Genomic DNA, 18,928 nt, shown 5'->3' on the forward strand with positions numbered 1-18,928 from the left:
GCGTTTGACGGCAGGCAAATTCACGTGCGTCAGGTCTGAATAAACTGCATTTGAGTACCTGCCAGCTCAATCAGGTCCCCATTTTTCAAGGCAAGCGGGTCGGACCCGATGGGCGCCCCATTGAGTGCCGGATTTCCCGCGCCTTCCACATGATGGACGAAAAACCCGCGCTGGCGGCGGGTAATGGCGGCAACGGCCACGCCGGGCTTGCCGATGGTGGTCACCACTTTGGTCAAGATCACTTCGCGACCGGCCGCAGCACCCGACATCACCTTGATCGCCCCATGAAGCGGCTCCAGCGCGCCATGATGCGAGTCCATTGCGCCAGGGTTGGCCGCAGAATCTGCATGGAACGCCGACAGTGGCGCAGGGGGTGCTGCCGCCACGACCGCGCCGGCTTTGAACATCATGGTTTTCTCAAAACCGGCACCCGCCGCATCATTGACGAACTTGATCTTGTATTTGCCCACCTCGACGGTGTCGTTGTTTTGAAGCAACTGCTTCTTGGCGGCTTTTCCATTCACGTAGGTGCCATTGGTGCTGTTCAGGTCTTCCAGATAGACTTCGCCGCCTTGCATCTGCACTGCAGCGTGCTCGCCACTGACGGCCAGATTGTCGATCACGATGTCGTTATAGGGCCGCCGCCCCAAGGTTGTGCGGTCCTTGGTTAACTGGACTTCCTTGATGACAACACCGTCGATCGATACGATCATTTTCGGCATGACCGACTCCTGTTCCTGAAACTTGTAATTGGAAATCCCATGAGCTTGCTATTTGCCAAGTAATCTGGATATTAACCCGCGTTTCTCTTGCTTGTTGACCACTTGCGTCAACAAGACCGTGATGTTGTCGCGTCCACCATTTTCGTTGGCTGCGCAAACCAGCGCTCCCGCCATTTGATCCAGCGACGATCCATTTTGCAGAATTTGTGCAATCGCTGCGTCGTCCATCATGTCAGAAAGCCCATCAGAGCACATCAAATAGATATCCCCTGCCTCTACAGAATACTCATTGAGGTCCAGCGCCACTTCCGTTTCTACGCCCAAGGCCCGGGTTACCAGGTTTTTGTTGGGCGATGTCGCGGCCTGCTCCCGCGTCAGCAAGCCGGCGTCCATCTGCTCCTGCAAGAGTGAATGGTCCCGGGTGATCTGCAAGAGCTGATTTCCGCGCCACCGATAGCAGCGCGAATCACCCACATGCCCCAACAGCAAGGTGGCACCTTGAAAAACGGCCAGGACCAGGGTTGTTCCCATGCCCGAGTACTGGGGATTGGCGTGCGAGGCGTTAAAAATAGAGCGGTTGGCATTGTCAACACAGATCTCGATAGCGCGCCTGACCTGCCCGGCCTGGGCCTGCGGACCCGCCTCAGACAACCAGCGGGCCAATTCCGTCTTGATAAACGCGGTAGCCATGCCGCTGGCAATCTCGCCGGCGTTGTAGCCGCCCATGCCATCCGCCAGGACAGCCAGGTGCGTGGCTTCATCAAACACCACGGCGTCTTCGTTGTTCTCCCGGACCCGGCCTGGATCGGTTTGCGCGCAGAAGGTGTAATTCATGATAAGTCCGGCTATATTTCCAGGTCGATGGCGGTGCCACCCGATAATACCGCCCGCAAGTCACTGGCGAACTGACCGCCGTCCTGATGGCGCGCTTCTGGACGCTTGCTGAGTGACCTGGTAACCAGGCTCGCCAGGTTTTGCGGCAATTCGGGACGGATGCTTCGGATGTCGGGCGCGTCGTCGCTGGCAATTTTTTGCATCAGTTCGGCCATCGAATCGCCCCGAAATGGCAGCACGCCCGTGAGCAGCTGGAACAGCGTGACTCCCAACGAATAAAGATCCGAACGGCCATCGACCTTTTTGCCGGCGAGCTGCTCCGGCGACATGAAGCTCGGCGTTCCCAAGACAAGGCCGGTTTTGGTCCTGCTCGAATCAGTGATGCGGGCGATGCCAAAGTCGGTAACCTTCACCGTGTCACTCTCAAGATCAAACATGATGTTGGCGGGCTTGATGTCGCGGTGCACCACATGCAGACCGTGGGCATAGCCGAGTGCCTCGGCGACACGGGCGACGATGCTCAACACAACGGGCACCGGAAGCAACTGCTCCGTCGTGCAAAAGCATGTCAGGTCCTTGCCTTTAAGGAATTCCATGGCGATATAGGCCAGACCGTGGTCTTCGCCAGCGTCAAAAATGGTGACGATATTTTGGTGTTGCAAACGCCCGGCCGTCTCCGCCTCACGAAAAAAGCGCTCGCGTGCATCGACCAGCGCCCGGCCCGCAAACTCTTCACTCAAGGCCATGGTTTTAATGGCCACGATGCGTCCAATTTTGGGATCTTTGCCGAGATACACGACCCCCATGGCACCCTTGCCCAATTCCCGCGCCACCTGATAGCGCCCCAACAAGTCGGTTTTGACGGCTTCCGACAAGGGGACGACTGGGCTTAATTTGGACTTGAGGTCTTTGTAATCTTGGTTGTAGGCCGCCATGTGCTGGTACACCGCCTCGGCCGTGTTGAACTGGCGCCTGCGCTCAAAATCGAGAGCCAGTGCGTACAAATCGCCCATCAGGGCATCACCCATTGGCGCACGGCGGAAGCGCTCAAACGCCATGTCGAGTTGACCCTGTCCCTGCAGGGCAAGCCCCATCATCCGGTCGGTTTCAGCCAATGTTTCCGCCGACTTGGCTGAATCGACCTTGTTCAGCAAGACGCGCTTGCTCATGAATGCCAGGTGGCCGATCAGCAAAAGTGCCGTCGGCAGAACCATGTTGAGCCACAGGGTGGCGCCTGTCAGCAGGCCGAACTCAGCCCCCAGTAAGGCGATCAGGAGCAAAAGGGTGAGCGTGGCGGCTGCGGACGACGGCAGACGCGGCAAAAGCACCATGAGGTAGACGCCGACCAGCAGCAAGGCAGCCAGCGTAACCCACAGAGCCCACACCGGTTGGACAAAGCCATGCCCGTTCAAAATACTGGATGTGATGTGCGCCATGGCCTCAGCCGACGACAAAGCGGGCAGTCCGGGCACAGCGAACGGGGTGCCCACGCCGGCCGCCGTGACACCGATGACAACAATCTTGTCAGCGTATCTGGAGGCAGGAATCTTCCCTGTCAGCACATCGTCAAACGAATCCACGGCAAAGGCCGGTTTGCCCTGACGCCCTTTGTAGAACTGCGGCAACATGCGCCCCGCACTGTCCGTCTTGACGCGCAGCGTCCCGATTTGCACGGACGCCCCCGGATTCAGCTTGATGTCGGCCGCGGTCAGATGGAGGCCCGTGGCGACCGCCAGCAGTGCCATTGAGGGCGGGGTTTTGTTTGCGTCAATCAGCAGCAGGGGCACTTGCCGAACGACCCCATCCACATCCGGCACCAAATTCAGCGGGCCGACCCCGGCAGCGGCCGTTGGCAGGGCTTCGCCTGTTTGCTGCCCTGCAACGGAATTGGAAGGGGGGATGACGACATTGGCGGCGCTGCGGAAGCTGCGGACCAGGCGGGCATCCGTGTCCAGCGCCACCTCGGCCTCGGCAACCAGCTGGGTCAATTGCGCGTGGGCAACCGATGGGGCACTGCCCGCTTCAGCGGCAACGGCCAACACGGTCTTGATGTCGCGAATAAAGCGCAGCCCGCGGTCAGACTCGGGTTCAAAAACGAAATCCGTGTAAACAATGCTTTTTGCCTTGACCGCCGCCAACCGCTCAATCATCCTGGCCTGGATATCGGGCGGCCAAGGCCAGCGGCCGATGCTGGCAATGCTCTGGGCATCAATGGCGATGACAGCTAGCTGACTGGAAGGCTGACGCGAGGTGCTGGTGCTGGCGAAGTCGTAGAAGCGGCGTTCAAGCGCGCCGATCAGGTCGGTCGTCGCGTGGAGCGCGATGACGGCGATCAGCGTCGACAGCCCAAGGAACAAGTCGGATTTCCAGAAAGCGTCCGCCCTACGGGGTGTGAATTGCGCCACTGGCCGACCCTAACCCGTTACAGCCATCAACTTTACGGGGCAGTGTCCGGCAGGACGTTTGTACGCCTGCTCAGGCCGGCGTTTCCGCGCGTTTTTTCAGTACCGTACCCACGAGAAACACCACCAGTGCGCCGGCGATGCCCAAACCGTAATTCCATGCTTTTGTTTGCGGCAGCAAATCCACCACCGCCGGGTCGGTGTGTCCCATGGTGCCGGCAATCCAGCCCAACAACATGCCGCCGATCATGATGATGATCGGGAACCGATCCATCAGCTTGAGCACCAACTGGCTACCCCAAATGATGATGGGAATGCTGACCAGAAGGCCAAAAATCACCAGCGGCAACTGGTGTTCTCCGCCGGCGCTGGTAGCCACCCCGGCGATCGCGATCACGTTGTCGATACTCATGACCAAGTCGGCAATGATCACGGTTTTGACCGCCGCCCACAGCTTGTCGCTGCCCTGAATGTTGGAATGGCCCTCCTCCTCCGGGACCAGCAGCTTGACACCGATCCACAACAACAAGGCGGCACCCACCAGCTTCAGATACGGCACGGCCAGCAAGGTCAAGGCGAAGGCAATCAGGATGACGCGCAACACAATGGCACCGGCCGTTCCCCACAAAATGCCTTTGAGGCGAAGATGTTTCGGCAACTGGCGGCACGCCAGCGCAATGACCACGGCGTTATCACCACCCAGCAGAATATCGATCATGATGATCTGACCGACTGCGAGCCAAAAATGAGCGGTGAGGAATTCTGCCATGAGGGTCTTTCTCTATCAATGCAATGCGCATTCAAACAATAAAGCCGGATTGTCCCTCAGGAAATCCGGCTTTCTATTGTGGATAACCGCAATCAGCGGCCCAGGCCGGGCCGCCGGTCGCGCATTACAGCATGGCTTTGAGCAGCTTCGCCATCTCGCTTGGGTTGCGCGTGATCGTGAAACCGCACTCTTCCATCACCGCCAGCTTGGCATCGGCCGTGTCGGCACCGCCCGAGATCAGGGCGCCTGCGTGGCCCATGCGTTTGCCTGCAGGGGCGGTCACACCGGCGATGAAGCCAACGATCGGCTTCTTCATGTTGAGCTTGCACCAGCGCGCCGCTTCGGCTTCGTCCGGGCCACCAATTTCGCCAATCATGATGACGGCGTCGGTGTCCGGGTCGTCATTGAAGGCTTGCATGATGTCGATGTGCTTGAGGCCGTTGATGGGGTCGCCACCAATGCCGACGGCGCTGGACTGACCCAGACCGATTTCGGTCAACTGTGCCACCGCTTCATAGGTCAGCGTGCCGGAACGGCTGACCACACCGATGCGTCCCTTGCGGTGGATATGCGCGGGCATGATGCCGATCTTGATTTCGTCAGGGGTGATCAAACCCGGGCAGTTGGGGCCCAGCAACAGGGTCTTCTTGCCGCCAGCGGCTTCTTTGGCGCGCATTTTGTTGCGCACTTCGAGCATGTCACGCACCGGGATGCCTTCGGTAATACAGATGGCCAGGTCCAGATCGGCCTCGACGGCTTCCCAAATGGCGGCGGCTGCACCAGCCGGCGGCACGTAGATCACCGACACGGTAGCGCCGGTATCTTTGGCGGCTTCCTTGACGGAGGCAAAGATTGGAATGCCAAAAATGGATTCACCCGCCTTCTTGGGGTTCACACCCGCGACGAAACAGTTTTTGCCGTTGGCGTATTCCTGGCACTTTTCAGTGTGGAACTGACCGGTCTTGCCGGTGATGCCTTGGGTGATGACCTTGGTGTCTTTATTGATGAGGATCGACATGATTCTTTTCCTTAAGCAGCAGCTTTGACGGCGGCAACCACTTTTTGGGCCGCATCGGCCATGGTGTCGGCGGTGATGATGGGCAGACCGGACTCGGCCAGCATCTTCTTGCCCAAGTCTTCGTTGGTGCCCTTCATGCGCACGACCAGCGGCACACTCAGATTGGTGGCTTTGCAGGCCGTGATCACGCCGGTGGCGATGGTGTCGCACTTCATGATGCCGCCGAAGATGTTGACCAGAATGGCCTTGACCTTGGGGTTTTTCAGCATGATCTTGAAGGCTTCGGTCACCTTCTCGGGGGTGGCTCCGCCGCCCACGTCCAGGAAGTTGGCGGGCTCGGCGCCAAACAGCTTGATGGTGTCCATGGTGGCCATGGCCAGGCCGGCGCCGTTGACCAGGCAACCGATGTCGCCGTCCAGGCTGATGTAGGCCAGGTCAAACTTGCTGGCTTCGACTTCGGCCGGGTCTTCTTCGTCCAGATCGCGGTAAGCGACGATTTCCGGGTGACGGAAGAGTGCGTTGGCGTCAAAGTTGAACTTGGCGTCAATGGCCTTGATGCCGCCGTTGCCCTCCAAAATCAGGGGGTTGATTTCGACCAGCGACGCGTCGGTGTCCATGTACACCTTGTACAGCTTTTGCAATACATCCACGGCTTGGGCGCTGGAACCTGCCGGCACGCCGATGGCATCGGCCAATTTCTTGGCTTGGACTTCGGTCAGGCCGGTGGCCGGATCGACAATTTCGGTAATGATTTTTTCGGGGGTGGAATGTGCCACTTCCTCGATGTCCATGCCGCCTTCGCTGGACACAATCATGGCCACGCGCTGGGTGGCCCGGTCGGTCACGGCCGACACGTAGTATTCTTTTTTGATGTCAGCGCCGTCTTCAATCAGCAGGCGACGGACTTTTTGGCCTTCGGGGCCGGTCTGGTGGGTAATGAGCTGCATGCCCAGGATTTCACCGGCCAGCTTTTTGACATCGTCGATCGAGCGAGCCAGCTTGACGCCGCCACCCTTGCCACGGCCGCCGGCGTGGATTTGCGCCTTGACCACCCACACCGGGCCGCCCAGTTTTTGCGCGGCTTCCACCGCTTCTTGAACGGTGAATGCCGGAATGCCGCGCGGCACCGGTACACCAGCTTGGCGCAAGATTTCCTTGCCTTGGTATTCGTGGATCTTCATGAGGACTCTCTCAGGAGGGGGTGATTTTCATCCGGCCGCAAAGCATCTCAACTCTGCGGGCGGCACTGGGCTATGCAGCCTTGGACTGTATCATGCTGCAACGCACCAATATGAGGACTGCGCGCGGCTTGCATAATTCATAATTATCAAGCATTCATCTGAATTGAAACTGACGAGAAAGGCTCCGACATGCACAAGATATTCATTGACGGCGAAGCCGGCACCACCGGTCTTCAAATTCGGGAGCGGCTGCAGTCGACGCCCGGCATCGAGTTGGTCAGCATCGCCCCCGAACTGCGCAAGGATGCGGCGGCCAAACGCGCCTTGATGTCCCAAGTGGATCTGGTCGTGCTCTGCCTCCATGATGACGCCGCTATTGAATCAGTAGCTATGATTGACGATATGGCGAGGGCTACAGGCCAAATTGGTCCCAAAATCATTGATGCCTCCACGGCTCACCGCACGGCACCGGGCTGGGTATTCGGCTTTCCCGAATTGCTGAAGGGCCATGGCGAAGCGGTCGCACAGTCGCGCCGTGTCGCCAATCCGGGCTGCTATGCCACCGGCGCCATTGCGTTGATTCGACCCCTCATTGATGCGGGCCTGATTCCGAAGGATTTCCCGCTGACCTTGCCTTCGGTCAGTGGTTATTCGGGTGGCGGGCGGCCCATGATCGAGGCCTATGAAAAAGGCGAGGCGCCGGCTTTTGAGCTGTATGGCCTGGGCTTGAAGCACAAGCATCTGCCCGAAATCATGAAATACACCGGCCTGACGCGCCGCCCGGTGTTCATCCCCTCGGTCGGCAATTTCAAGCAGGGCATGCTGGTGCAATTGCCCTTGCATCTGGACCTGCTGCCGGGGCAGCCCACGGCACAAGACCTGCATGAGGCGCTGGCCAGGCACTATGCGGGCAGCGAATGGGTCAGCGTGGAGCCCGCCACTCCGGATCTCAAGCTGGATGCCGTGGCACTGGCCGACACCAACAAGATGGAACTGAGGGTGTTCGCCAATCCGGGCGCAGACGATGGTTTCCAGCATGCGGTGCTGGTGGCCCGGCTCGACAACCTGGGCAAAGGCGCCAGTGGTGCGGCAGTACAAAATCTCAAGCTGATGCTGGGCATCTAGGACACATCAAAACCCGGCGTGCAACGCGCGCAGTGCGTTGCGCAGCCCCAAGGCGTTATACCGATGCCCGCAGCTTGAGCAGATACAGCATGAGGCGCGTCGTGGCAACCTCGATGTCCAGGAAACTGGCAAAGTCTTTGCCCGGCAACCACGCAGACGACCAGCGGTTCTCCTTGAGCGTTTTCTGCCAGGCCTCATGCGCGGTCGCACGCGCCAGCGCGTCCAGCATCTCGGTACGCCGTGCTGTCAGGACATCCTTGCCCGTCATGACAGAGCGCCAGTTGGCCATTTCCACATCCAGGCCGAATTCGCGGACCGCCGGTATGCCAAACATGGCCCGTTTGGATGACACGCCAATGGCGCGCAACTTGCCGCTGGCGAGTTCGGCGCTGAATTCGCTGAAGCCTGAAATGCCGGCTTGCGCCTTGCCGCTGAGCACGGCGCCCACCACCTCGACGCCGCCCGCGAAGGGCAAATAGTTCAGCGCTTCCGGCCTGCCGCGTGCAACCCGCACCAGACCACCTGCAAAAATATGATCGATACCGCCGGCAGAGCCGCCTGCAATCGGCGTCGCACTGGTTTCACGGCGCAAGCGCTCACCCAGATCACGCATGGTGCGAATCGGCGAGTCAGCCGCCACCACGACCAGCATGTAGTCGTTAACCAAACGCGCAAGTGGCTGGATATCGCGCAAGTCAACGGGCGGATGCTGCTCCCGCGCCAACGCGCCGAGCATCACCACGCCGCTGATGAGCATAGTGTCGGGGTCGCTGCTGTATTCCTTGACGTAGCGCGCCAGGCCCAGCGTACCGCCTTTCCCGCCTTCATTTTGGTACTCTACTTCGCCCACCGCGCCGCACGCTACCAGGGCCGCCCCCAAGGAGCGTCCGGTCTGGTCCCATCCGCCACCGGGATTGGCCGGAATGAAAATGCGCAAACGCCGCGCCAGCAAATGAGACTGCGCAGGTTTCGCCGCGTTGCCCTGTCCCCGGGCTGGCAGCGCCATGCCTAAACCAGCCGACGCCATCAGCGCCATTCCTTGTCGTCGAGACAGTCCAACACTTTTTTTGAGCATGATTTCCTTTATTCGTGCAAACGATAAAAATCTGGCCCTAGTCTATCCAGACTGCACACGTCGAAATCTAGTCCTCGAATTTGCCCGCCACCACAGCGCGAATCGCTTCGGAAGCAAAACCGCGCGCGGCCAAAAACCGCATCTGCTGGGCGGTTTCCTTCGGATTTTGCGGCGCCTGGCTGAACTTCTTGCGCCAGACCGCCAGCGCCCGCTCCAACTCGCTGGCCTGCAAGCCCGCCAGGGCTGCGCTGACAGCCTCGGGAGCCAGTCCTTTGCTTTGCAACTCCTGCTTGATGCGGGCGGTGCCCAGCTTGGCGGCACGGCGATGCACGACCGACTCAATCACCCGCTGCTCGTTGATGAAGCCCTTGGCTTGCAGTTCGTCCAGTGCCTGGGCCAGCGACCCGGGCTCCTCTTCAAAGGGTTTGAGTTTGCGCTCCAGTTCGGCTCGGGAGTGCTCGCGGCCGCTGAGCAGGCGCAGGGCGCGACCTTTGAGAGAGGGCTGGGCAAACGACATGGGGAGTTCGGTTCAACCGTGATGGCATTCACCGCAGACTATGCGCAATAACTATACTTTTAATAGCTGCTTGCGCATAGTCCACGAGGGCTAGGCGGCTTTTTTGCTTGAAGCCTTGGTTTTCACTTCGGGCTCTTCGGCGCCCGGCAGCAAAGGAATGCCCAGCGACGCACGCACCTTGTTTTCGATCTCGGTCGACAAGGCCGGGTTTTCGCGCAAAAACTCACGGGCGTTGTCGCGGCCCTGGCCGATTTTTTCGCCGTTGTAGGCGTACCAGGCGCCCGACTTGTCCAGGATATTGGCGGTCACACCCATGTCGATGATCTCGCCGTGGCGGCTGATGCCCTCGCCGAACAGGATGTCGAATTCGGCGGTCTTGAAAGGCGACGCCACCTTGTTCTTGACGACCTTGACCCGGGTTTCGTTGCCGATCGCCTCGTCACCTTTTTTGATGGTGCCGGTGCGACGAATGTCCAGGCGCACCGAGGCGTAAAACTTCAGCGCATTGCCGCCGGTGGTGGTCTCGGGCGAGCCGAACATGACGCCGATCTTCATGCGGATCTGGTTGATGAAGATCACCATGCAATTGGTCTTCTTGATGTGGGCCGTGAGTTTGCGCAGGGCCTGGCTCATCAGGCGGGCCTGCAGGCCGGGCAGCGAGTCGCCCATTTCGCCTTCGAGCTCGGCTTTCGGCGTCAGGGCGGCGACCGAGTCGACCACGATCAGATCGACCGCGCCGGAGCGCACCAGGCTGTCCACAATTTCCAGCGCCTGCTCGCCGGTGTCGGGCTGGCTGATCAGCAAGTCCTGCAGGTTGACGCCCAGCTTTTGCGCGTACTGGATGTCCAGCGCGTGCTCGGCGTCGACAAACGCGCATTGGCCGCCGATTTTTTGCATCTCGGCAATCACCTGCAAGGTCAGCGTGGTTTTGCCACTGGATTCCGGTCCGTAAATTTCAACCACCCGGCCGCGCGGCAGGCCGCCGACGCCCAAAGCGATGTCCAGCCCGAGCGAGCCTGTCGAAACCACCTGGATGTCCTCGATCACCTCGCCCTCGCCCAGACGCATGATGGTGCCTTTGCCAAACTGTTTTTCAATCTGGGCCAGCGCCACTTGCAGGGCCTTGGCTTTTTCGGCATTCACGGGGGTGGGGGCTTTGATCGGTGTCACAGGTGCGTCCATGGAAATCTCCTTGAATATCAATTGCTTGGGTCGGGGTTTGATTCGCAGCACCCTCTGGTTTTAATGACAGGCTGGATGCTTGAACAGTAGTTTAGCGCGGCCTTTAAATCTGTAAACAGATTTTTTAGTCAATTTGGTTTACTATTTCCACCTACCCATTGCTCCTTCACACCATGTCTGATCCTTATCCCACCGATGGCTGGCGCCAAACCCACTTGGGGCACTGGATGAGCCAGGCGCTGCAGCGCTTTGACGCCCGCGTGCTGGCCCTGATGGCCCGCAATGAAGACATGCCGCTGGCGCTGTCAAATCTGGCGGCGCGGGGGCGTTTGAGCGCATCGCACGTCCACATCACGCGCCATCTGGCACTGGAGGGTTCGCGCCTGACCGAGCTGGCGCAGCGCGCCAACATGAGCAAGCAGGCCATGGGCAAACTGGTCGAGCAGTGCGAGGCCTGGGGTCTGGTCACCCGCCTGGAGGACACGCACGACGCCCGTGCCCGGCGCATTGTGTTCACCCCCATTGGACTGGCCTGGCTGCAGGCGTTTCGCCAAGCGGTGGTGCAGGCCGAGGATGAGTTGCGCGCGGCGGTCGGGCCAGAAGTGGCCACCGTCATCGCGATCGGGCTGGAAGCGTATGCAACCTGAAAGTCTGCCCTCACCTGACGAAAAACGTCTGGCGGGCATGCGCGCCTAGAATTGGCGAAAAACACGAATGCCCGTCGACGGCCTTCACCCACCAAGGAGACTCACATGCGAATTCTGATTGCAGAAGATGACCAGGTTTTGGCCGACGGTTTGCTGCGCACCCTGCGCAGCTCGGGCGCCGCGGTGGACCATGTGGCCAGCGGCACCGAAGCCGATGCCGCGCTCATGACCAACACCGAATTCGATTTGCTGATTCTGGACCTGGGCCTGCCCAAAATGCACGGGCTGGAGGTGCTGAAAAAGCTGCGCGCGCGCGGCTCCTCGCTGCCGGTGCTGATCCTGACAGCCGCCGACAGCGTGGAGGAACGTGTCAAAGGTCTGGACTATGGCGCCGACGACTACATGGCCAAGCCCTTCAGCCTGCAGGAACTCGAAGCCCGGGTGCGCGCCTTGAGCCGGCGCGGCATGGGCTCGGCCAGCAGCACCATCAAACACGGCCCCCTGATTTACGACCAGTCCGGCCGCGTCGCCACCATCGACGGCGTCATGGTCGAGCTGTCGGCGCGCGAACTGGGTCTGCTGGAAGTGCTGCTGCAGCGCGCCGGCCGCCTGGTGAGCAAGGACCAGCTGGTGGAACGGCTGTGCGAGTGGGGCGAAGAGGTGAGCAACAACGCGATCGAGGTCTACATCCACCGCCTGCGCAAGAAAATCGAAAAAGGCCCGATCCGCATCGCCACGGTTCGCGGTCTGGGCTATTGCCTGGAAAAAATCCCCAACTGAACATAGGCTGTCCACGCTTGTGACCTCGTGAACATTTTCCACCGCGAGCAGCGCTCCCTTTTCGGTGAGATCCTGGACTGGATGCTCACGCCGCTGCTGCTGCTGTGGCCCGTGAGTCTGGTGCTGACTTGGCTTGTAGCGCAAAGCATTGCCGGCAAGCCGTTTGACCGGGCGCTGGAGTATGACGTCGGGGCGCTGGCGCAATTGGTCACCGTAAACAACAACCGGGTCCAATTCAACCTGCCGCTACCGGCGCGCGAACTGCTGCGCGCCGATGATTCGGACACGGTTTACTACCAGCTGCTGGGTGCACGGGGCGAGTACCTGAGTGGTGAGCGCGAGCTGCCACTGCCGCCGGAAGACGAGAAACCCGTTTTCGATGAGGTTCGCATTCGGGACGACGAGTTCCGCGGCGTCGACATCAAGGTCGCCTACACCTGGGTCAAAGTGGCGCTGCCGGGCGCCAAACCGGCGCTGGTGCAGGTGGCCGAGACCATGGAAAAACGCTCGGTGCTGGCGACGGAAATTGTCAAGGGCGTCATGCTGCCGCAGTTCGTCATCCTGCCGCTGGCGGTGCTGCTGGTGTGGCTGGCGCTGGTGCAGGCGATCAAACCCCTGAACCAGCTGGAAGAGCGCATTCGCGCCCGCCGCCCCGACGATTTGAGTCCGATCGATGCGCAGGCAGTGCCGCTGGAAGTGGCGCCGCTGGTGTACTCGGTCAACGATCTCTTGATGCGACTCAAAGACTCGATTGCCACCCAAAAACGCTTTCTGGCCGACGCAGCCCACCAGCTCAAGACACCGCTGGCGGGTTTGCGCATGCAGGCCGACCTGGCGCAACGCGAAGGCGCCAACACCGAGGAGCTGAAACAATCGCTGCGCCAGATCGGCCGCGCCAGCATCCGGGCGACCCACACCGTCAACCAGCTGCTGGCGCTGGCGCGGGCGGAGAGCAGCGGCGCGGCGATGCCGCGCACGCTGTGCGATCTGGCCGACCTGACCATGGCCGTGGTGCGGGATTGCGTGCCGCGGGCGATCGAAAAATACATTGACCTGGGTTATGAAGGCACCCAGCCAGGCGCGGAAGGCGGGCAACTGGCGGGCAACCCGACCCTGCTCAAGGAGCTGATCCGCAACCTGGTGGACAACGCCATCAATTACACGCCCTCCAGCGTCGACCAACCCGGCGTCATCACAGCGCGGGTGCTGACCGATCCGTTTGGCAAAACCCTGGTGCTGCAGGTGGAAGATTCCGGCCCGGGCGTGCCCGAGGCCGAGCGGGAGCTTATTTTCCAACCCTTCTATCGCGCGCTGGGCACCGAGGCCGATGGCTCCGGGCTGGGCCTGCCGATCGTGATGAAGATCGCGCACCAGCACAACGCCACCGTCAGCATGGAGGACACCCGGCCCGGTCAGGTGCCGCCCGGTGCGCGCTTCAGTGTGCGTTTTATGGCGGAGTCGACCAGCGACGCGGCCCTGGCCTAGGGCTCAGCGGCACGCGGTCAAGGGCTTGCCGGCCAGAGCCGGCGTCAAGGCCTCCAGTCGGGCTCGCAACGCATCATCGACGCCCGGCAAGCGCAACAGCAGGCCACGCACCTCGGCGCGCTCCTCCACCACACGTGCGGTGCGCACGCCGCGCTGGCTCAAAGCCTCCAGTGCCTCATTGGCCGCTGCCTGCGTCTCGAAGCCGCCCAAGGACAGCCCCAAGGCCAGCGCCGGGTTGACCAAGGGCTCATACTTCAGGTTCAAGAACGCCAGCTGCGCGCGCTTTTTTTCTAGATCGGCGGTGCTGGCATATTTACCCATGTAGATGATCCAGCGCGCCGGCTCCGCTGCGGCGTCCAGCACCCACGAGCCCGCCGGCCAGCTGGCGGACAGTGTGCGACGCAACAGCTCACCCTGAACTTCGTCAAACAAACCGGCCTGCAGACACTCGTTCGAGCCGGCAACAAGGACGCGCGGCGCCGCCTCAGGCAGGCCCTGCTCCTGTTGGGTGAGCAGGTGCAGGGCATCCGGCCTGATTTGCTGATCCAAGCGTTGCGGTTCGGATTGCTGCACCGGCGCCAGGCCCAGGCCGAGCAGCAGGTCTTGTGACCAGGCGAAATATAGGCCGTTGAGCAGTACCAGGGCCAGAACAAATAATCGCAACATGGGTGTACAGGTGCCGACTAGAGATGCTCGTAGGGCGGGGGACTCAAGGGGCGCACGCTTACCTCGGAACTGGTGATTTTTTTGACCCCCTGCTCCGTCTGTACGCGCAAGGCGCCAACACCATCCACCCCAAGCGCTGTACCGCTTACCCCATCGCTGAGGGTCACCGCAAGTCCGGCCAGCGCATCGCGCTCATTGAAACGGGCCTGAAACGGCGCGAAGCCGTACGCCTCGAACGCCTTGAGGGCTTGCACCAAGGGTGCGGCGATCCGCAGCAGGGCCTGTGGCGCATCCACGCCCGGCAGCACCTCCCCCAGCCAGGCGGGCGGCGTGGCCAGGCCCGTGGCGCCACGCTCCCGGATGTTGATACCCACACCCACCACGGCGTAACGCAGATCGCCCAGACTGGCGGTCTCGATCAGAATGCCGGCCAGTTTGCGGTCATGCAACCACACATCATTGGGCCACTTCAAGCGCAGCTCGGGATGCAGGCTCTGGACGATGCTGAGCCCCACGGCCAGCGACAGGCCCGACCAGTCTTGCGGCGACAAGGGCAGGCCCAACGAAAAAGTAAGAGAAGCTGGCGCCCCCGCGCTTGCCTCCTGCCCGCTAAACCACTGTCGTCCCAATCGGCCGCGCCCAGCCGTCTGCTGCTCGGCCACCAGCAGCACCGGCTCCATGCGCCCGGCGCGGGCGCGGCGCATCAACTCGGTGTTGGTGGAATCGATCTGCGGCAATATTTCGACGGTAAAACCGGGCAGATCAGGCACCACGGCTTCCCAGATCGCCTCAGCCGGCCAGCGTGTCGGGCTGCTCATGGTCACTTAACGGCGGCCGCGTTTCGGCGCCAAAAGCGTGCCGCGGCAAGTCTTCGCGCCGCACCAGCAGGGGTACTCGGCCTTGAGCTTGGGCGTGTAGCGCTCGTCAATGATCAGGCCGTAGTCGTAATTGAGTTCTTCGCCGGCCTTGATATTGCGCAGGGCCTTGATGAAAATACGCCCGTCCTGCTCGTCGGCTTCGCAGTTGGGGTCGCAGGCGTGGTTGATCCAGCGCGAGGAGTTGCCGCCCACCACCGCGTCGATCACGCGGTTTTCGTCAATGTGAAAATAAAACGTGTGATTCGGGTCGGTCGGGTCGTGCGGGTGACGCGCCTGCGCTTCGGGCCAGCTGATGATCTCGCCCACGTATTCAATGAGGGTTTCGCCTTCGGCGATATCCTGCACGGCAAACACGCCTTTGCCGTGCACGCCGGAGCGTCGGGTTTGAATGCGGCGATGGCTTGCGGCGGCGACTTTTTTGGGCACGGTGAAAAATTTGGTATGGTGAACTCGTATGGGCGCGTGTGGGCGCGCTCACGTATGTGTGTGTGCGCCTGTGCGCACGCGAGAAACTGGATTGTAGTCAGATGAAAACATTAGTAATCGCCGAGAAACCTTCTGTAGCGCAAGACATCGTCAAGGCGCTCACGCCTGTGGCGGGCAAGTTCGAGAAACACGACGAGCATTTCGAGAACGACAAATACGTCGTCACCAGTGCCGTCGGCCACTTGCTTGAAATCCAGGCGCCGGAAGAATTTGACGTCAAGCGCGGCAAGTGGAGTTTTGCCCACCTGCCGGTGATTCCACCGCACTTTGACCTGAAGCCGATGGACAAAACCAAGACGCGGCTCAACGCCATCGTCAAACAGGCCAAACGCAAAGACGTGGGCGCCTTCATCAACGCCTGCGATGCCGGGCGCGAGGGTGAGCTGATCTTTCGTCTGATCCAGCAGTACAGCAAGGTCAAGCTGCCGGTGCAGCGCCTGTGGCTGCAGTCGATGACGCCGCAAGCCATCCGCGATGGTTTTGGCGCCCTGCGCAGCGACCAGCAGATGCTGCCGCTGGCGGATGCGGCGCGCTGCCGCAGCGAGGCCGACTGGCTGGTCGGCATCAACGGCACGCGCGCCATGACGGCGTTCAACTCGCGCGATGGCGGCTTCTTCTTGACCACGGTCGGCCGGGTGCAGACACCGACCTTGAGCGTGGTGGTGGAACGCGAGGAAAAAATCCGCAAGTTCATCAGCCGCGACTACTGGGAAGTGCACGCCACCTTTGCGGCACAGGCTGGCGACTACCCTGCCAAATGGTTTGACCCCAAATGGAAACGCTCGGCCGCCAATGCCGCCGCTGGCAACACCGACGAGATGGACCCCGAGCTCAAGGCCGACCGCCTCTGGAACCAGCGTGAGGCGCAGCTCATTGCCGATGCGGTACGCGGCCAGAAGGCCACCGTGACGGAGGAAAGCAAGCCGACGACGCAAGCCTCACCCCTGCTGTTCGACTTGACCAGCCTGCAGCGCGAGGCCAACGGCAAGTTTGGTTTTTCCGCCAAGACCACGCTGTCGATCGCGCAAAGCCTGTACGAGCGCCACAAGGCCCTGACCTATCCGCGGACCGACTCGCGCGCCCTGCCCGAGGACTATGTGCCGGTGGTCAAGCAGACCTTCGAGATGCTGGCCGGCAGCGGCATGAAGCATCTGGCACCACACGCCAGCACCGCGCTGCAGGGCAACTACATCCGCCCCAGCAAACGGATCTTTGACAACGCCAAGGTCAGCGATCACTTTGCCATCATCCCGACGCTGCAGGCCCCCAGCGGCCTGTCCGAGACCGAGCAGAAGATCTATGACCTGGTGGTGCGCCGCTTCATGGCGGTGTTTTTCCCCAGTGCCGAGTACCAGATCACCACGCGCATCAGTACGGTTGCCGCCGCGCCGGACCGCCCCAAGCAAGGCACGGCCCCCGCGGGGGGCAGCGAAGCACACGCAGTGGCGAGCGTGGGGGCACTTATCAGTCACAGCTTCAAGACCGAAGGCAAGGTGCTGGTCAAGCCAGGCTGGCTGGCGATTTACGGCAAGGAAGCGGCCGAAGAGGTCAAGGACGGGGACGACAAGAGCCCGGGCAACCTGGTGCCGGTCAAACCGGGCGAACTGGTCAATGCTGAATCGGTCGACCCCAAAGCCCTGAAAACCCGCCCACCGGCGCGCTACTCGGAAGCCACACTGTTGGGTGCCATGGAAGGCGCCGGCAAGACCGTGGAAGACGACGAGCTGCGCGAAGCCATGCAGGAAAAAGGCCTGGGCACGCCAGCCACCCGCTCCAGCATCATTGAAGGCTTGATTGCCGAAAAATACATGCTGCGCGAAGGCCGCGAGCTGATCCCCACGGCCAAGGCCTTCCAGCTCATGACGCTGTTGCGCGGTCTGGATGTGGAAGAGCTGACCAAGGCCGAACTCACCGGCGAGTGGGAGCACAAGCTGGCGCAGATGGAGCACGGCAAACTGAGTCGCGAATCCTTCATGGCCGAGATTGCCGCCATGACCGAGCGCATGGTTAAAAAAGCCAAGGAATACGACCGCGACACCATTCCCGGCGACTACGCGACGCTTACCGCGCCCTGCCCCAACTGCGGCGGCGTGATCAAGGAAAACTACCGTCGTTACACCTGCACCGGCAAGACCGGGACAGAAGACGGTTGCGGCTTCTCCTTTGGCAAAACACCGGCGGGCCGCACCTTTGAAGTCGCGGAAGTAGAGCGGTTTTTGCGTGACAAGAAGATTGGCCCGCTGGAGGGCTTCCGCTCCAAAGCCGGTTGGCCGTTCACCGCCGAGATGGTCATCAAGTTCGACGAAGAAACCAAAAACTACAAGCTTGAGTTTGATTTTGGCGACGACAAAAAGGGCGAGGAGTCGGGCGAACTGATCGACTTTTCCGGCCAGGAATCGCTGGGCGCCTGCCCCAAATGCGGCAGCGCCGTATTTGAGCACGGCAAGAGTTACGTCTGCGAAAAATCCGTGCCGACCATGGCACAAGCCACGCCGAGCTGCGACTTCAAGAGCGGCCAGGTCATCCTGCAGCAGCCCATCGTGCGTGAGCAGATGAGCAAGTTGCTCGACACCGGCAAGACCGATCTGCTGGACAAGTTTGTCTCCATGCGCACGCGCCGTGGCTTCAAAGCCATGCTGGCCTGGGACGCAGAGGCCAGCAAGGTCAACTTTGAATTTGCCCCGTCCAAGTTCCCGCCGCGCAAGACCGCAGCCAAGACGGCCGGAGCTACTAAAACAGTAGCTACTCGCGCAGCATCTGCGGGGGCTTCAGCCAAGAAAGCACCTGCAAAGAAGGCAGCAAGCAAGACCACGGCGGCCAAAACACCGCGCAAAGCAGCCGTCAAGAGAGCCGGCACACCCGCTGCGGGTCTGACACCCAGCGCAGCCCTGGCAGAAGTCATTGGCAGCGAAGCCGTGGCCCGCCCGCAGGTCATCAAAAAGCTGTGGGACTACATCAAGGTCAACCAGCTGCAGGACGCGGCCAACAAGCGCGCCATCAACGCCGACGCCAAGCTGCTGGCGGTGTTTGGCAAGCCGCAGGTGACCATGTTTGAGCTGGCGGGCATTGTGGGCAAGCACCTGAGCTGATGGCGGTTGCGCCGCACTTGATGCGGCGCAACAGGGCAGGCGCGAAGCTTCGTACCATTCTGAAGTTTCCAA

The 18,928-nt window shown here is 61.1% G+C and carries 17 protein-coding genes; 5 read left to right on the forward strand and 12 right to left on the reverse strand.

Annotated features, from left to right (window positions below):
• Positions 1–29: 29 nt before the first annotated feature.
• The 6 genes from C5P05_RS15035 to sucC form a co-directional block, all read right to left on the reverse strand.
• The gene (locus C5P05_RS15035; protein ID WP_114970662.1) at positions 30–722 is read right to left on the reverse strand and encodes an FHA domain-containing protein; all 693 of its coding nucleotides are present in this window, start codon (positions 720–722) and stop codon (positions 30–32) included.
• A gap of 48 nt (positions 723–770) precedes the next feature.
• The gene (locus C5P05_RS15040) at positions 771–1,556 is read right to left on the reverse strand and encodes a Stp1/IreP family PP2C-type Ser/Thr phosphatase (protein ID WP_114970663.1); all 786 of its coding nucleotides are present in this window, start codon (positions 1,554–1,556) and stop codon (positions 771–773) included.
• A gap of 11 nt (positions 1,557–1,567) precedes the next feature.
• Positions 1,568–3,913, reverse strand: coding sequence for a CHASE2 domain-containing serine/threonine-protein kinase (locus tag C5P05_RS15045; RefSeq protein ID WP_232834501.1), 2,346 nt, complete (start codon positions 3,911–3,913; stop codon positions 1,568–1,570).
• Between the two features lie 118 nt (positions 3,914–4,031).
• A complete protein-coding gene (locus C5P05_RS15050; RefSeq protein WP_114970665.1) occupies positions 4,032–4,727 on the reverse strand; it encodes a TerC family protein in 696 nt (231 codons plus the stop codon).
• Between the two features lie 124 nt (positions 4,728–4,851).
• The gene (gene sucD, locus C5P05_RS15055; protein ID WP_114970666.1) at positions 4,852–5,745 is read right to left on the reverse strand and encodes a succinate--CoA ligase subunit alpha; all 894 of its coding nucleotides are present in this window, start codon (positions 5,743–5,745) and stop codon (positions 4,852–4,854) included.
• 11 nt (positions 5,746–5,756) lie between these two features.
• On the reverse strand, positions 5,757–6,926 hold the full coding sequence (gene sucC / locus C5P05_RS15060; RefSeq protein WP_114970667.1) for an ADP-forming succinate--CoA ligase subunit beta: 1,170 nt from the start codon (positions 6,924–6,926) through the stop codon (positions 5,757–5,759).
• A gap of 189 nt (positions 6,927–7,115) precedes the next feature.
• Here sucC and argC point away from each other — a divergent pair, with 189 nt between their 5' ends.
• A complete protein-coding gene (argC, locus tag C5P05_RS15065) occupies positions 7,116–8,051 on the forward strand; it encodes an N-acetyl-gamma-glutamyl-phosphate reductase (RefSeq protein ID WP_114970668.1) in 936 nt (311 codons plus the stop codon).
• Positions 8,052–8,106: 55 nt separating this feature from the next.
• Here argC and C5P05_RS15070 read toward each other — a convergent pair whose 3' ends face one another.
• The 3 genes from C5P05_RS15070 to recA all read right to left on the reverse strand — a co-directional run bounded on the left by C5P05_RS15070 (position 8,107) and on the right by recA (position 10,825).
• Positions 8,107–9,126, reverse strand: coding sequence for a Bug family tripartite tricarboxylate transporter substrate binding protein (locus tag C5P05_RS15070; protein WP_232834502.1), 1,020 nt, complete (start codon positions 9,124–9,126; stop codon positions 8,107–8,109).
• A 67-nt stretch (positions 9,127–9,193) separates the two neighbouring features.
• On the reverse strand, positions 9,194–9,643 hold the full coding sequence (recX, locus tag C5P05_RS15075) for a recombination regulator RecX (RefSeq protein ID WP_114970670.1): 450 nt from the start codon (positions 9,641–9,643) through the stop codon (positions 9,194–9,196).
• Positions 9,644–9,733: 90 nt separating this feature from the next.
• On the reverse strand, positions 9,734–10,825 hold the full coding sequence (recA, locus tag C5P05_RS15080; RefSeq protein WP_114970671.1) for a recombinase RecA: 1,092 nt from the start codon (positions 10,823–10,825) through the stop codon (positions 9,734–9,736).
• 173 nt (positions 10,826–10,998) lie between these two features.
• On the opposite strand from recA, the gene C5P05_RS15085 reads away from it, so the two are divergent.
• The 3 genes from C5P05_RS15085 (at position 10,999) to C5P05_RS15095 (ending at position 13,737) form a co-directional block, all read left to right on the forward strand.
• Positions 10,999–11,472, forward strand: coding sequence for a MarR family winged helix-turn-helix transcriptional regulator (locus tag C5P05_RS15085; protein WP_114970672.1), 474 nt, complete (start codon positions 10,999–11,001; stop codon positions 11,470–11,472).
• A gap of 105 nt (positions 11,473–11,577) precedes the next feature.
• Positions 11,578–12,252: a response regulator transcription factor gene (locus C5P05_RS15090; RefSeq protein WP_114970673.1), complete on the forward strand. Its 675-nt coding sequence runs from the start codon at positions 11,578–11,580 to the stop codon at positions 12,250–12,252.
• Positions 12,253–12,279: 27 nt separating this feature from the next.
• Positions 12,280–13,737, forward strand: a complete 1,458-nt coding sequence (locus tag C5P05_RS15095) for a sensor histidine kinase (protein ID WP_114970674.1) — start codon at positions 12,280–12,282, stop codon at positions 13,735–13,737.
• 3 nt (positions 13,738–13,740) lie between these two features.
• Here C5P05_RS15095 and C5P05_RS15100 read toward each other — a convergent pair whose 3' ends face one another.
• Genes C5P05_RS15100 through C5P05_RS15110 form a run of 3 tightly spaced genes read right to left on the reverse strand, consistent with a single transcriptional unit; the run spans position 13,741 to position 15,707 of the window.
• Positions 13,741–14,403, reverse strand: coding sequence for an SPOR domain-containing protein (locus C5P05_RS15100; protein ID WP_114970675.1), 663 nt, complete (start codon positions 14,401–14,403; stop codon positions 13,741–13,743).
• A 17-nt stretch (positions 14,404–14,420) separates the two neighbouring features.
• Positions 14,421–15,221: a biotin--[acetyl-CoA-carboxylase] ligase gene (locus C5P05_RS15105; RefSeq protein ID WP_114970676.1), complete on the reverse strand. Its 801-nt coding sequence runs from the start codon at positions 15,219–15,221 to the stop codon at positions 14,421–14,423.
• A gap of 6 nt (positions 15,222–15,227) precedes the next feature.
• Positions 15,228–15,707, reverse strand: a complete 480-nt coding sequence (locus C5P05_RS15110) for an SET domain-containing protein (protein ID WP_114970677.1) — start codon at positions 15,705–15,707, stop codon at positions 15,228–15,230.
• Positions 15,708–15,808: 101 nt separating this feature from the next.
• On the opposite strand from C5P05_RS15110, the gene C5P05_RS15115 reads away from it, so the two are divergent.
• Positions 15,809–18,856, forward strand: coding sequence for a DNA topoisomerase III (locus tag C5P05_RS15115; protein WP_114970678.1), 3,048 nt, complete (start codon positions 15,809–15,811; stop codon positions 18,854–18,856).
• Positions 18,857–18,928 lie beyond the last annotated feature (72 nt).

This window comes from Rhodoferax ferrireducens (assembly GCF_003347515.1).
Lineage (GTDB): Bacteria > Pseudomonadota > Gammaproteobacteria > Burkholderiales > Burkholderiaceae_C > Rhodoferax.